This window comes from Pseudoduganella sp. jia 9 (assembly GCF_055502615.1).
The window spans coordinates 330,558-345,185 of the sequence record NZ_JBUPWE010000003.1 but is presented as its reverse complement, the minus strand read 5'-3'; the positions used below and the strand labels follow the sequence as shown (position 1 = coordinate 345,185).

The 14,628-nt window shown below is 68.4% G+C and carries 10 protein-coding genes; 9 read left to right on the top strand and 1 reads right to left on the bottom strand.

The annotated features are described in order from the left end of the window. Nucleotides 1-109 precede the first annotated feature (109 nt). The 9 genes from ACY34H_RS04830 to ACY34H_RS04790 all read left to right on the top strand — a co-directional run bounded on the left by ACY34H_RS04830 (nt 110) and on the right by ACY34H_RS04790 (nt 11,765). Nucleotides 110-1,516 carry a GntP family permease gene (locus tag ACY34H_RS04830; protein WP_464976346.1) on the top strand — a complete coding sequence of 469 codons (1,407 nt, stop codon included), beginning with the start codon at nt 110-112 and terminating at the stop codon, nt 1,514-1,516. Between the two features lie 121 nt (nt 1,517-1,637). Continuing rightward, nucleotides 1,638-2,570 (top strand): cupin domain-containing protein, encoded by a 933-nt coding sequence (locus ACY34H_RS04825; protein WP_464976345.1) that lies wholly within the window; start codon nt 1,638-1,640, stop codon nt 2,568-2,570. 153 nt (nt 2,571-2,723) lie between these two features. After that, nucleotides 2,724-3,278, top strand: a complete 555-nt coding sequence (locus tag ACY34H_RS04820) for a carboxymuconolactone decarboxylase family protein (RefSeq protein ID WP_464976344.1) — start codon at nt 2,724-2,726, stop codon at nt 3,276-3,278. After that, entirely contained in the window at nt 3,278-4,372 is a 1,095-nt protein-coding gene (locus ACY34H_RS04815) for an acyl-CoA dehydrogenase family protein (protein ID WP_464976343.1), read from the top strand. Before ACY34H_RS04820 ends, ACY34H_RS04815 begins: the two co-directional genes overlap by 1 nt. Then, complete coding sequence (locus ACY34H_RS04810; RefSeq protein ID WP_464976342.1) at nt 4,369-5,193, top strand: ABC transporter ATP-binding protein; 825 nt, start codon at nt 4,369-4,371, stop codon at nt 5,191-5,193. Before ACY34H_RS04815 ends, ACY34H_RS04810 begins: the two co-directional genes overlap by 4 nt. A 6-nt stretch (nt 5,194-5,199) precedes the next feature. Next, nucleotides 5,200-6,429 (top strand): ABC transporter substrate-binding protein, encoded by a 1,230-nt coding sequence (locus ACY34H_RS04805; RefSeq protein ID WP_464976341.1) that lies wholly within the window; start codon nt 5,200-5,202, stop codon nt 6,427-6,429. A gap of 2 nt (nt 6,430-6,431) precedes the next feature. Next, nucleotides 6,432-7,202 carry an ABC transporter permease gene (locus tag ACY34H_RS04800; protein WP_464976340.1) on the top strand — a complete coding sequence of 257 codons (771 nt, stop codon included), beginning with the start codon at nt 6,432-6,434 and terminating at the stop codon, nt 7,200-7,202. A 170-nt stretch (nt 7,203-7,372) separates the two neighbouring features. Next, on the top strand, nt 7,373-8,485 hold the full coding sequence (locus ACY34H_RS04795) for a Gfo/Idh/MocA family protein (protein WP_464976339.1): 1,113 nt from the start codon (nt 7,373-7,375) through the stop codon (nt 8,483-8,485). A 148-nt stretch (nt 8,486-8,633) separates the two neighbouring features. Then, the gene (locus ACY34H_RS04790; protein WP_464976338.1) at nt 8,634-11,765 is read left to right on the top strand and encodes a glycoside hydrolase family 2 TIM barrel-domain containing protein; all 3,132 of its coding nucleotides are present in this window, start codon (nt 8,634-8,636) and stop codon (nt 11,763-11,765) included. A gap of 85 nt (nt 11,766-11,850) precedes the next feature. Here ACY34H_RS04790 and ACY34H_RS04785 read toward each other — a convergent pair whose 3' ends face one another. After that, complete coding sequence (locus ACY34H_RS04785) at nt 11,851-14,349, bottom strand: glycoside hydrolase family 95 protein (RefSeq protein WP_464976337.1); 2,499 nt, start codon at nt 14,347-14,349, stop codon at nt 11,851-11,853. Between the last annotated feature and the right edge of the window lie 279 nt (nt 14,350-14,628).

The window sequence follows — 14,628 nt, the reverse complement described above, 5'->3', positions numbered from 1 at the left end:
GCGCAGTGCTGGCCGGGAGCGGCTTGCGGCCCGCAAGCCGCTCCCGGTGCGAGCAGTAAATCGCGCAATTCGTTAGCATGGCGGCATGCAAACCCGACAATAGCCGACCATGTCCTTCCTGATCGTCCTGGCCGCCCTGGCATTCCTGATGTTCGCCGCCTATCGCGGCTACAGCGTCATCCTGTTCGCTCCCGTGGCCGCGCTGGGCGCGGTGCTGCTGACGGAGCCCGCCGCCGTCGCTCCCGTCTTCTCCGGCATCTTCATGGACAAGATGGTCGGCTTCGTCAAGTTGTACTTCCCCGTGTTCCTGCTCGGCGCCGTGTTCGGCAAGCTGGTCGAGATGGCCGGCTTTTCGCAGTCGATCGTGCATGCGGCGATCCGCTACATCGGCAGCACGAGGGCCAACGCGGTGATCGTGGCCGTGTGCGCGCTGCTCACGTATGGCGGGGTGTCGCTGTTCGTGGTGGTGTTCGCCGTGTATCCGTTCGCGGCGGAGCTGTACCGCCAGAGCGGTATCCCGAAACGGCTGATGCCGGGCGCGATCGCGCTGGGTGCCTTCTCGTTCACGATGGACACGCTGCCCGGCACGCCGCAGATCCAGAACATCATCCCCACGACGTTCTTCCAGACCACCGGGTGGGCCGCGCCGTCGCTCAGCATCGTCGGCGCGATCGCCACCGTGATCGCCGGCCTGGCGTACCTGGAGTGGCGGCGCCGCACCGTGATGGCGACCGGCGAAGGCTATGGCGCGGACGACGGGAAGCAGGGCAGGGACGCTTCGCCCGCCGCGGCCGACCTGCCACATCCGCTGTTGTCGGTGGCACCGCTGGTGCTGGTGGGCGTGGCCAACTTCGTGCTGACCGCCGCCATCGCGAAGTGGTACGGCACCAGCTACACGCTGACGTCCGACCTGCTGCCGGGCCTGAAGACGCCGGTCGAAACGCCGATCAAGACCGTGGTCGGCATCTGGGCGGTCGAGGGCGCGCTGCTGCTGGGCATCCTGCTGGTGTGCGCAACGGCGTTCCGGCGCATCCGCGCCTCGTTCGCCGAGGGCACCAAGGCCGCCGTCGGCGGCGCGCTGCTGGCGGCAATGAATACCGCGTCCGAATACGGTTTCGGCGGCGTGATCGCCGCGCTGCCGGGCTTCATCGCCGTCAGCGAGGCGCTGCGCAAGATTCCCGATCCGCTGGTCAATGCGGCGATTTCGGTCACCACGCTGTCCGGCATCACCGGGTCGGCGTCCGGCGGCATGAGCATCGCGCTGGCCGCGATGGCGGACAGCTTCATCGCCGCCTGCAACGCCGCCGGCATCCCGCTCGAGGTGCTGCACCGCGTGGTGGCGATGGCCAGCGGCGGCATGGACACGCTGCCGCACAACGGCGCGGTGATCACGCTGCTGGCGGTCACCGGGCTGACGCACAGGCAGTCGTACCGGGACATCTTCGGCATCACGATCATCAAGACGCTGGCCGTGTTCTTCGTGATCGCGGTGTATTACATGACCGGTCTGGTGTAGGGCTGCCGCGGGCCTCCCGGCAGCGGCTGAAAGCCGCGCGCATTTGCTTATGCAAATCCCTTCGTGGCCCGATGGCCGCGTGTCCGGCATAATCGGGCGCCCATCTCCAACCCCGATACGCATGGAACGCCCCTCCGACACCGACCGCCTCGTACACTGGCTGATCGACAGCATCGAGCTGGAGGCGGCCGCTTTCCATGTCGGCCAGTACTGCGGCCGCTGGCGCGCCTCGACCGCGGGCCGTGGCCTCGGCAGCTTCCACCTGGTCCTGCACGGCACCTGCTGGCTGCATGTCGACGGGCGCGCGCCGCTGCGCCTGGGCCCCCGCGACGGCGTCTTCCTGCTGCGCGACATTCCGCATTTCCTCAGCCCCGATCCCGATCCGGACGCGCCATTGCCGGCCGGCGGCATGCAGCCGCTGGCGGCGCAGGTGCCGGACAGCACCGGCCTGGCGTGCGGCTTCTTCCAGTTCCATGGCGCGCTCAGCGCGCTGATCGTCGATTCGTTCCCGGCCGTGGTGGAGCTGCGCGCCGAGGACGAATCGATCCGTGCCGCCGGCACCGTGTTCGACCTGATGCTGGCCGAGGCGGGAAGCGATCCGGACCTGCCGTCGCCGCTGATCTCGCGGCTGGCCGCGCTGCTGTTCTTCTATGTGACGCGCCATGTCGCGCGGCAGCATGAAGTGCTGTCCGGCTTGCTGGCGCTGGCGCGCCGGCCGGAATTCGCGGTGCTGCTGGAGCGCATGATGGCCGAGCCCGGTCACGACTGGTCGACGGACGCGATGGCGCGCGCCGTGCACATGTCGCGTTCGAGCTTCTACAAGCATTTCGTCGATGCCAGCGGCCAGCCGCCCGCGCAGTTCCTGCTGCTGTTGCGGATGAAGATCGCGGCCCAGCGGCTGAATGGCGGCGAGACGATCGAGCGCGCCGCCGAGCACGTGGGCTACCGTTCCAACGCCGCGTTTTCGCGGGCCTTCCACAAGGTGATCGGCGAACCGCCGGGCGCATTCCGGCGGCAGCGGCGCGCGCGCGACACGGCGCCGCTGCTCAACTGAGCGGCGCCCCGCGCGCGGATCCGGGCAATCGAGCCGGATCTGGACGATAGAGCATATCTGGACGATAGAGCACGTAATAGCGACGGATGCGTCTGTTCGTCTGCCGCCTGCGTTTCCTATAATGCGGCGTCAATCCTTTACCGAGAGCCCACCATGTCCCGTCTCACGCTGCATACCGTCGATACCGCACCCGAAGCGAGCCGCCCGTTCGTCGAGAAGGCGCTGGCCAACAACGGCTTCCTGCCGAACCTGATCGGCGTGCTGGCCAATTCGCCGCAGGCACTGGAAATGTACATGACGGTGTCCGGCATCAATGCCAGGACCAGCCTGACCCTGGCCGAGCGCGAAGTGGTGCAGATCACCGCCGCGCGCATCCACGGCTGCGATTTCTGCGTGGCCGGCCATACCGCCGTGGCGCTGAAGAAGGCGCAGCTGCCGGTGGAAAGCGTGCGCGCGCTCCAGCAGGGCACCGCCACCGGCGATGCAAAGCTCGATGCGGTGGCCGATTTCGCCAAGGCCGTCATCGCCACCCGTGGCGCGGTCGACGACGCCGCGCTGCAGGCCTTCCTGGCCGCCGGCTACAACGAGCAGCAGTCGCTGGAAGTCGTGCTGGGCGTGGCGCTGGCTACGCTGTGCAACTTCGCCAACACGCTGTCCGGCAGCGCGATCAACCCCGAACTGCAGCAATACGCACCCGGAGCCATCTGATGGCGGGCGCACGTTCCATCGAGCTGCCGGCCGCGCTGGCGGACTGGCTGGCCACACACGCCGATGCGCTCGACACCACGCAGGCACTGGCCTCCGAGGTAGTGCCGCGGCTGGCCGAGGCGCGCCTGTTCGCCATCGGTGTGCCCGAGGCGCTGGGCGGCAGCGGTGGCGACGTGCGCGATGCGATCGAAGCCATTGCCGCCGTGGCGGAACGCTCGCTGACGGCGGCATTCGTGTTCTGGGGCCACCGCACCTTCATCGAATACGTGTTGCAAAGCCCGAATGGCGCACTGCGCGAGCGCTGGCTGGCGCCGCTGCTGCGCGGGGAAATAGCCGGGGCCACGGGGCTGTCGAACGCGATGAAATTCCTGTCCGGGATCGAGTCGCTGCAGATCGCCGCCACGCAGGCCGATGCCGGCTGGCGGCTGGACGGCGGCCTGGCATGGATCACCAACCTGCGCAAGGAAGGCTTTGTCGCCGCGGCAGCCGTCACGTCGCCGGCCGGCGGCCCGCCGGCCGTGGTCGCGTTCCGCAGCGATGCCGCGGGCGTGGTGCGCAGCGACGATCTCGACCTGCTGGCGCTGCGCGGCAGCAATACCGCCGCGGTGAAGCTGCACGCCGTGCCGGTCGACGAGGCGGACGTGATCACCCACGATGCGCTGAGCTGGCTGCCGGCCGTCCGCCCGGCCTTCCTGGGCATGCAATGCGGCATGTCGATCGGTCTGGCGCGGGCCAGCCTCGGCGCCGCGCACCGGCTGTGCAGCGCCACCCGCAGCGGCCTGCTGGACCGCGTCGAAGCGCTGCAGGCCGAGCTGGCCGGGGCGGTGGAGCAACTGCAGGAGGGCGTGGGCGATGGCCGCTTCAAGACGGCCGCCGCGCCGATGTTCAGGCTGCGCATCGCGCTGGCCGAGATGGTGCAGCAGGCCGTGATGCTTGAGCTGCAGGGCAGCGGCGGCCGCGCCTACCTGATGGACCACGACCGCAGCTTCGCGCGCCGCTGGCGCGAAGCCGCGTTCGTGCCGATCGTGACGCCGAGCCTGACGCAGTTGCAGATGGCGTTGCAGAAGCAGGCCGCTACCGCGGGCGCGCCATGACGGCGCCCGGGCCGTTGATGTCCGCCGGGGAGGCGGGTACCGCTCCCGATCCTGCGCTCGACGCGCACGGCCTGCGCTTCGGCTACCAGGGCAGGGCGGTGGTGGACGGCGTGTCGCTGGCGATCGGCAAGCGCGAGATCGTCTGCCTGCTGGGCGGCAGCGGCAGCGGCAAGTCCACGCTGCTGCGTGGCCTGGCCGGGCTGGCCGTGCCGGATGGCGGCACCGTCCACTTCCTGGGCGAGCCGCTGCTGGCGCCCCATCCGCGGGCGGCGCTGGTGTTCCAGCAACCGAGCCTGCTGCCGTGGCTCGACGTCGCCGCCAACGTGGGCTTCGGCCTCGATTTCGCGCGGCAGCCGGCGATCGGCCGGGCCGCGCGCGACCAGCGCATCCTCGACGCGATCGAGGCGGTCGGCCTGGCATCGCACGTCCATGCCTACCCGGCGCAGCTGTCCGGCGGGCAGGCGCAGCGCGTGGCCCTGGCGCGGGCCCTGGCGCGCGAACCGGAGCTGCTGTTTGCCGATGAACCTTTCTCGGCCCTCGATGCCATCACCCGCTCGGAAATGCAGTCGCTGCTGGTGGACCTGGTGCACCGCTGGCATACCGCCGCGCTGCTGGTCACCCACGACATCGACGAGGCGATCCTCGTGGCCGACCGCATCCTGCTGCTGGCGGGACGGCCGGGCCGCATCGTGCGCGAGTGGCGCGTGGATATTCCGCGGCCGCGCGAAGAGCATGGCGACGAGATCGTCCGCCTGCGGCTCGACATCGTCGCCGAACTGCGCGCCGCCACCCGGCGCGATACCAACAATCTTCCGGGATAAAACAAGATGAAACAAGAAAAGCTTCACATCTGCGCCTCGTCCGACTGCGACTGCGGCATGACGCGCCGCGATTTCCTGCGCATGTCCGCACTGGCCTCGGCCGGCGCCGCGGCACCGCTGCTGTTCGCCGGCGACGCCCGTGCGCAGGCCTTCAAGGGCGACGACCAGCCGGTGAAGATCGGCTACCTGCCGATCACCGACGCGACGCCGCTGCTGGTGGCGCACGGCCGCAAGCTGTTCGAGGCGCAGGGCCTGAAGACCGAAGCGCCGCGGCTGTTCCGCAGCTGGGCGCAGATCGTCGAGGCGTTCGTGTCCGGCCAGGTGAACGTGATCCACCTGCTGTCGCCGGCCACGCTGTGGGTGCGCTACGGGTCGAAATTCCCGGCCAAGGTGGTGGCGTGGAACCACGTCAACGGTTCCGGGCTGACGGTGCTGAACGAGATCAACTCGGTGGCCGACCTGGGCGGCAGGACGGTGGCGATCCCGTTCTGGTACTCGATCCACAACATCCTGCTGCAAAAGCTGCTGGCCGCGCACAAGCTGACGGTCGTCACGCGCGCCCGCGGCGCGGAACTGAAGAAGAACGAAGTAAGCCTGGTGGTGATGGCGCCGTCCGAGATGGTGTCGGCGCTGGCCTCGAAATCGATCGCCGGCTACATCGTCGCCGAACCGTTCAACGCGCTGGCGGAAACGGCCGGCGTCGGCAAGATCCTGCGCTTCTCCGGCGACGTGTGGAAGAATCATGCCTGCTGTGTGACGTTCCTGGCCGAACGCGACCTGGCCGAGAAGCCCGAATGGTCGCAGCGCGTGACCAATGCGATCGTCAACGCGCAGCTGTGGTCCCGCTCGAACCAGGTGGAGACGGCCAAGCTGCTGTCGTCGTCGGGCCCGAACAGGTACACGCCGCACCAGTTGCAGCCGCTGACCAAGGTGCTGGCCGTGACCGATTATTCGGACTACCAGAAGCGCGGCGTCATCGCGCACCCGCAGTGGCAGCAGCGCCGCATCGACTTCCAGCCATTCCCGTTTGCCTCGTACACCGAAGAGATGGTGCGCGCACTGGTGCAGACGAAGGTCGAGGGCGACAACAAGTTCCTGGCCGGGCTCGATCCGAAGTTCGTCGCGCGCGACCTGGTCGACGATCGCTTCGTCCGCAAGTCGATCGCCGCCGCCGGCGGTCCCGCGGCGTTCGGCCTGCCGGCCAACCTGCTGCGCACCGAGACGGTGGCCGTTTGACGATGCTGGCAAGGTTACTGCTGCCCGTGGTGGGCATCGCGCTGGCCATCGTACTGTGGTCGGCCGGTGTCGCTGTCCTGGAGGCTCGCACGCCGATCGCCGCGGCCTTCGCGCCGCTGGCGACGGCGCACGCCTTCGTCGACATGGTGAAGGGGCCGGACATCTGGGTCCACGTGGCCGTGAGCCTGAAGCGGGTCGGCATCGGCCTGCTGTGCGCGATCGTGGTGGGCGTGCCGCTGGGGATCCTGGTGGCGCTGTCGCGCGGCTTCGCGCAGGCCAGCACGCCGCTGTTCCAGCTGCTGCGGATGGTGTCGCCGCTGTCGTGGATGCCGCTGGCCGTGATGGCGCTGGGCGTCGGCGATGCGCCGGTGTACTTCCTGCTGGCCTTTGCCGCCACGTGGCCGCTGATGCTCAACACCGTGGCCGGCGTGGGGCAGCTCGACCCGAACTGGATGCTGCTGGCGCGCAGCCTGTCCGCCACGCGCACCGAAATGGTATGGCGCGTCGTCCTGCCAGGTATCACCGCGCACATCCTCACCGGCGTGCGCCTGGCGATCGGCATCATCTGGATCGTGCTGGTGCCGGCCGAAATGCTGGGCGTCTCGGCCGGCCTCGGCTACTTCATCCTCGACACGCGCGACCGGCTGGCCTACTCGGAGCTGACTGCGGCGATCATCCTGATCGGCCTGCTGGGCTACGCCCTGGACTACCTCGCCCGCGCCGCCCACGCCCGCTGGCTGCACGCCAAGCCCGCGAAGCAGGGCAGCGACTAAAAAAACAGGGACTTAAAAACTGGGGACGGACCCTGTTTTCTGGGAAATTTCCCAGAAAACAGGGTCCGTCCCCAGTTTTCTGGAAACATTTCAAGGGAAACCCGTTCTGCGTTGAGATAGAATCATCGACAGCCTGAAATCGTTGTCACAACATTTGAGAGGAGCTGGGCATGTCTGTAGATCTGGATCGACGTGGTTTTGTTCTTGCCGCCGGCGGTGCCATCGCGGCGTCGGCAATCGGGTCGTCCGCGCTGGCGCAAACGGCGGGGCGCAAGGTGGGGTATGCGATCGTGGGGCTGGGCGGCTACGGCCTGGGGCAGATCATCCCGCAGTTCAAGAACTGCCAGCACAGCCGGCTGGTGGCGCTGGTGAGCGGCGATCCGGCCAAGGCGAAGCGGGTGGCGGCGGAGTACGGCGTGCCGGAAAAGGGCATCTACAACTACGAGAACTACGACAGCATCCGCGACAACCCGGACATCGACATCGTCTACGTCTGCCTGCCGGTGTCGATGCATGCCGAATACACGATCCGCGCGGCGAAGGCGGGCAAGCACGTGATGTGCGAGAAGCCGATGGCGCTGTCGTCGAAAGAGTGCGAGGCGATGATCGCCGCCTGCCGGCAGGCCGGCAAGAAGCTGATGATCGGCTACCGCTGCCATTTCGAGCCCTATAACCTGGAGGCGATCCGCCGCGCGCGGGCCGGCGAGATCGGCAAGCTGCGCTACTTCCGTTCCGAGCATGGCTACACGGCCGGCGATCCGACCGCGTGGCGCCTGAAGAAGGCGATGTCGGGCGGCGGGTCGATCATGGACATCGGCATCTACGCGCTGCAGGCTGCGCGCTACATGACGGGCGAGGAGCCGGTCGCCGTGTATGCGAAGGAAACCACCGACCGCAAGGATCCGCGCTTCCGCGAGGTGGAGGACATGATCGAGTTCCAGCTCGAATTCCCGTCCGGCGTGATCGGCTCGTGCATGTCGATGTACAGCGCAAACCGCAACCAGATCCTGCTGATGGGCGACAAGGGCCGCATCGAACTCGAGCCGGCCACCAACTACAGCGGCCAGCGGATGTGGGTGGGCAAGGGCCGCGAGAACGAGGTCACGCCGCCGCCGGGGCCGGGCAAGAACCAGTTCGCCGGCCAGCTCGATCACCTGGCCACGTGCGTGCTTGAAAACCGCGAGCCGATCGTGCCCGGCGAGGAGGGGCTGCGCGACATCCGCATCATCGAGGCGGTGTACCAGTCGGCGCGCGAAAAGCGGCGCATCGCGCTGAAGGCCTGATACAGCCGCGCTCGAGAGTAATCAGGGCCCGATAATCGGAGCCTGTCACCGGTTTTCGTGAAAAATTTCCCGAAAACCGGTGACAGGCTCCGTTTTTTGCAAAGTTTCCGTTAAGCTAATGGCTCCGATAACGATAACAGTGGAGACCATGCTGAAACCATCGACCCTGTCTGCCGCCATTGCGGTAGCGCTCTCATTGCAGGCCGCCGCGGCCGACCAACCCAAGGCCGAGTGGGAACTGCCCGAGGTGGTGGCCGTCAACCGCGAGCCGATGAAGGCCACTTTCTTCAACTTCGAATCGCCTGAGAAGGCGCTGGTCGGCGACAAGGCCGCGTCGAGCCGCTTCCTGTCGCTGGACGGCGCCTGGTCGTTCGCGTACTCGCCGAACCCCGGGGCGCGCCCGAAGGACTTCTACAAGCCGTCGTTCGACACCGCCAAGTGGGCCACCGTGCAGGTGCCCGGCATGATGCAGGCGCAGGGCTACGGCAAGCCGATCTTCACGAACATCAAGTATCCGTTCCCGGCGAACGAGCCGGCCATCCCGCACGAACTCAACGAGGTCGGCTCGTACCGCCGCGACATCGACGTGCCGGCCGGCTGGAACGGCCAGGACGTGTTCCTGCACATCGGCGCGGCCGGTGCCGCGTACTATGTGTGGGTCAACGGCGAGCGGGTCGGCTACTCGGAGGATTCCAAGCTGCCGTCCGAATTCGACGTGACGCGCTACGTGCGCCCGGGCCGCAACACGGTGGCGATCGAGGTCTATCGCTGGGCCGATGCCTCGTACCTCGAAGACCAGGACTTCTGGCGCGTGTCCGGCATCGAGCGCAGCGTCTACCTGTATGCCGAGCCGAAGACGCGGCTGCGCGACTTCAAGGTGACGGCGTCGCTCGACAAGCCGTCCTACCGCGACGGGCGTTTCGAACTGGCCGCCGAAGTGGCCGGCCAGCCGGCCGCGGTCGAGGTGCGGGCGCGCGTGCTGGACGGCAGCCGCGCCGTGCTGGAGCTGAAAGGCACGCCGGGCGCGAACCGCAAGGCGGTGCTCGGCGGCGCGGTGCCGGGCGTCAAGGCCTGGTCGGCCGAAACGCCGAACCTGTACACGCTGGTCGTCGAACTGGTCGACGGCAACGGCCGTGTGCTGTCCGCGACGTCGCGCCGCATCGGCTTCCGCACCGTGGAAATCGCCGACGGCGAAGTGCGCGTGAACGGCAAGCGCGTGATGATCCGCGGCGTCAACCGGCACGAGCACGATCCCGTCACCTACCGCGTGATGTCGATGGAATCGATGCGCCGCGACGTGGAACTGATGAAGCAGGCCAACGTGAACGCCGTGCGCACCTCGCACTATCCGAACGATCCGCGCTGGTACGACCTGGCCGACGAATACGGCCTGTACGTGATGGACGAGGCGAACATCGAGTCGCACGAGTACATGGACAAGGGCGACCGGGCACCCGACGCGGCAAGCCGCGAGAAGATCCAGCTGGGCTACAAGCCGCACTGGCGCATCGCCCACGTGGACCGCGTCAGCCGCATGGTGGAGCGCGACAAGAACCATCCTTCGATCATCTTCTGGTCGCTGGGGAACGAGGCCGGTACCGGTCCGAACTTCGAGGCTGCGGCGGCGTGGATCCGCCAGGCCGATCCGACCCGGCTGGTCAGCTACCTGGGCTACGGCACGCTGGGCGAGGTGCACAAGCCGAACGCCTACGTGGACATCTACGCGCCGATGTACGACGACATCACGAAGATGATCGACTACGCGCAGGATCCAGCCTTCACGCAGCCGATGATCCAGTGCGAATACGCACACGCGATGGGCAATTCGCTGGGCAACCTGGAGGATTACTGGGAAACCATCCGCGCGCACCGCAAGCTGCAGGGCGGCTTCATCTGGGACTGGGTCGACCAGAGCGTGTTTGCAAAGGATGCTCAGGGCCGCCGGTACTGGGCTTCCGGTTTCGACCTGAATCCGGAGCGGGGCGACAACAGCGTGATCGGCGACGGCGTGGTGCGCGGCGACCGCACGCCCGACCCGGAATACTACGAACTGCAGAAGGTGTACTCGCCGGTGGTGTTCGAAGGCCGCCCGGAAAAGGGGACGATCACCGTCGTCAACCGCTACGACATGCTCGGGCTGGACCACCTGGACTTCGACTGGGAGCTGCTGCGCGACGGGAATGCCGTGGCGAACGGCCGGCTTGCCGGCGTGAAGGCCGCCGCCGGGGCGCGGCAGGACGTCAGGCTGGCGCTGCCTTCCCGCGCGCGCGGCGACGGCGAATACGTGCTGACGGTGCGCGCGAAGCAGCGCGTGGCCGGGCAGGGCGTGGCCGCCGGCGGCGTGGTCGGCTGGTCGCAGTTCGTATTGCCTTCCGCCGGCAAGGCTGCCGCCGCGAAGGCGGGCACCGGCGCCGGCGTCACGCCGCAGCGCAATGGCGATGCGATCGTGCTGGCCACGACGGCGGCGCGGCTGGAGCTCGATCCGAAGACCGGCACCGTCAGCTACAGCGTGGCCGGCCAGCCGGTGCTGGCGGGCGGCACGCCGAACTTCTGGCGCGGCCTGACCGACAACGACGAGGGCACCGGCACGATGAAGACCAATGCGGTGTGGGGCGATTTCACCAGGGAGCGCAAGGTGCGCAGCGTGACGGTCGACGGCGATGCGGTGACGGTGCTGTACGCGTTCGGCGCGGGTGCCGCGCACTGGCGGAACGAGTACCGCATGCGCGCCGACGGCAGCGTCGACGTCAAGGCCACGTTTACGCCGCTGCGGGACGACCTGCCCGACCCGCTGCGCCTCGGCCTGCGCTTCGACAGCGCACCGAAGCTCGACACGGTGAGCTGGTATGGCCGCGGTCCGCACGAGTCGTATGCCGACAGAAAGACCGGCGCCGCCCTCGGCATCTACACCGGCAAGACGGCGGACCAGTATCACGACTACATGCGGCCCCAGGAAACCGGCAACAAGACCGATGTGCGCTGGTTCTCGCTGGCCGGCGACGGCATTCCCGGCATCACGGTGAAGGGCGCCCGGCCGCTGGCATTCAATGCGCTGGCCTTCCCGTACGAAGACCTGTACCTGCGCCCGCGCGGCACCTGGAAGAGTTCCGAAATCCGCCCGCAGGGGGATGGCAAGCGGCCGGGCAGCGTGCTGATCGACCTGGCCCAGGCCGGTGTCGGCGGCGATGACGGCTGGAGTGGCAACGGCCGGCCGCTGGTCAAGTACCGCATCCCGCTGGCGCCGGCCAGCTACGGCTTCACGCTGTCGCCGAAGCCGTAGCCGTAGCCGTAGCCCTGGCCGTAGCCATCGATGCGTCAGCGGCGGCGCCTGGTGCCGGACACCGGGCGCCGGCCGGCGTCTCCGCTCAGGCGGCTGCCTTCAGCTCCTTGCCGGTGCTGCGGAAGGTGCCGCCGGCATCGAGCCTTACCTGCAGGGCCTTGCCCAGGTGGCGCAAGGTCACCGCGTCGCCGGGCTTGCCGCCGATCCGCACGGAGGTCAGCTGCCCCTGTTGCCACGCCAGGTCGACCGTCAGCCCGCCGCGCGCGCGCATGCCGGTGACGCGCCCCGACGGCCAGGCTGCCGGCAGCGCCGGCAGCAGCAGCACCTCGCCGCCCCATGACTGCAGCAGCATTTCCATGATGCCCGCCGCGCCGCCGAAGTTGCCGTCGATCTGGAACGGCGGATGGGCGTCGAACATGTTCGGATAGGTGCGCTGCGGCCCCGTCAGGCCCTTCAGCACCGAATAGGCGTGTTCCGCGTCGCCCATGCGCGCCCACAGGCACAGGCGCCACGCGGTGCCCCAGCCGGTGGCCAGGTCGCCCCGGTCGAGCAGGGTCTGGCGCGCGGCGCGCACCAGGTCGGGCGTGTCGCGCACGTTGATCTGGCCGCTTGGATACACCGCGTACAGGTGCGAGACGTGGCGGTGCTTCCGGTCCGGCGCGCGCGCATCCCAGTCCTCCAGCCATTCCTGCAACTGTCCCTGCTGGCCGATGCGGTCCGGCGCCAGCCGGGCGCGCGCATCGGCGATGCGCTGCATCAGCGCCTTGTCCTGCTCCAGCAGGCGGCCCGCCTCCAGGGTGTGAGCGAACAGGTCGCGCACGATCTGGCGGTCCATCGCCGGCCCGGCGGCGATCGACGAACCGAACGGATGGCTGTTTTCCGGCGACATCGACGGCGACGTCACCAGCCCGCGGCCTTGCGGATCCTCGACCAGGGTGTCGAGGAAGAACTCGGAGGCCCCGCGCAGTACCGGGTACAGCCGGCGCAGCACCGCGGCATCGCGGCTGTAGTCGTAGTGATCCCACAGCGAATTGCACAGCCAGGCGCCGCCGCACGGCCACATGCCGTACTTCGCCGCATCGATCGGCGCCGCTGCACGCCACAGGTCGGTGTTGTGGTGGGTAACCCATCCGCGCGCGCCGTACATGGTCTTCGCGGTCTGTGCGCCGGTTTGCGCCAGCTCCTCGACCATGCGCAGCAGCGGTTCCACGCACATGCCCAGCCCGGCCGGATCGGCCGGCCAGTAGTTCATCTGCGTATTGATGTTGATGGTGTACTTGCCGCCCCATGGCGGATTGGTGCCCTCGTTCCAGATGCCCTGCAGGTTGGCCGGCTGCACGCCGGGCCGCGACGACGCGATCAGCAGGTAGCGCGCGTACTGGACGTACAGCGCGTCGAGCGCGGGATCGTCCTGCTTGCCGACCAGGGCGATGCGCGTGTCGGTGGGCGTGGCCGCGGCGGGGCTGGTGCCCAGGTCGATCGACATCGTGCCGAACAGGCTGCGATGCTCTTCCATGTGGCTGCGCTTCAGCGCCGCGTAGGGCTTGCGCGATGCCGCGGCCATCTGCCGGCGCACCATGGCGACCGGATCGCCGCTCACGTCGCGGTAGTTGACATAGCTGGTGGCGGCGGCCATCAGCACCGTGGCCGTGGAGGCGCCGCTCAGCGTCAGGCGGCCGTCGGCGTAGCGCAGCTTGCCGTCGCCGAGCACCTGGATGCGCAGCGCGTAGCGCAGGCCCGCCGGGATGCCGTGCATGGCTTCGTTGCGGCCGGTGATCAGGATCGCATCCGGACCATCCTCCACGACGGCGGCATCGGGCGGCAGCGGCCCGGTTTCCTCGACCCGCAGCCAGTCGGTGGCAGGCGCATTGGCCAGATCGGTGGCCAGGCCAGGGTAGTTCGATGCGATCGCTTTCACCTTTCTCGGCCCGCGCCAGCCCAGCGTGAAGCCCAGCTTGCCCTTCGGGCCCTGCAGGCGCAGCACGATCACCTGGTCCGGTGCCGACACGAAGCTCTCGCGCGTGTGCGTGCCCAGCGGCGTGCGATAGCGCGTGCTGCTCACCGCGCCGGCTAGGTCGAGCGAGCGCTCATAGTTGGCCGGCGCCGCGGCATCCTGCATCGTCAGCAGCACGTCGCCCAGCGTGCCATAGGACATCTGGCGGATCGGCTTACCCATCATCGCGGCCGCCACCTGCTCCGTTGCTTCAGTGTACTTGCCCTGCGCGAGCAGCTCTCGCACCGCGGGCAGGGCGGCCAGCGCGGCGGGATTGTCCGGCGTGTACGGGGCGCCGGCCCACAGCGTATCTTCATTCAGTTGCAGGCGCTCCTGGCCCACGCCGCCGAACACCATCGCGCCCAGCCGGCCGTTCCCGAGCGGCAGCGCTTCTTCCCAGCGCGCGGCGCTCTGGCGGTACCACAGCGTGTCGTGGCGCCTGGCTGCACGCGCGCCGGTGTTCGTGCCGGCGCGGCTGTCGCGGCTGCCGGCTTCCGGGGCAGTCCAGCCGATGAGCGGCGCGGCGGCCAGGGCGCCCATGCCCAGCATCAGGTGGCGCCGTGCGCGGTCGGGCGGGGTGTCTGGTTTCATCTTGTCTCCACGGTGGTGTTGTCGGTGCACCGGCAGCAGGAGCGGCCGCATGCGCTGGCAGCGTACGACGTGCTGCGCCGGCGCATTGTATGGTTATATATAAAAAACATCAACGGGTACGCAATACGGCCGCGCCGGCCGCTGGCGCATGCGGAGGGCCTGTGAGGCTGGAAGAGGGCGAGCCGCATCCTGCGCGGTGCATGCGGCGCAAAACGACTGTAGCGGCGCAATACCACGTCTGGCGCTCAACATTTTGAGCATTTGCATGATGATGCAATT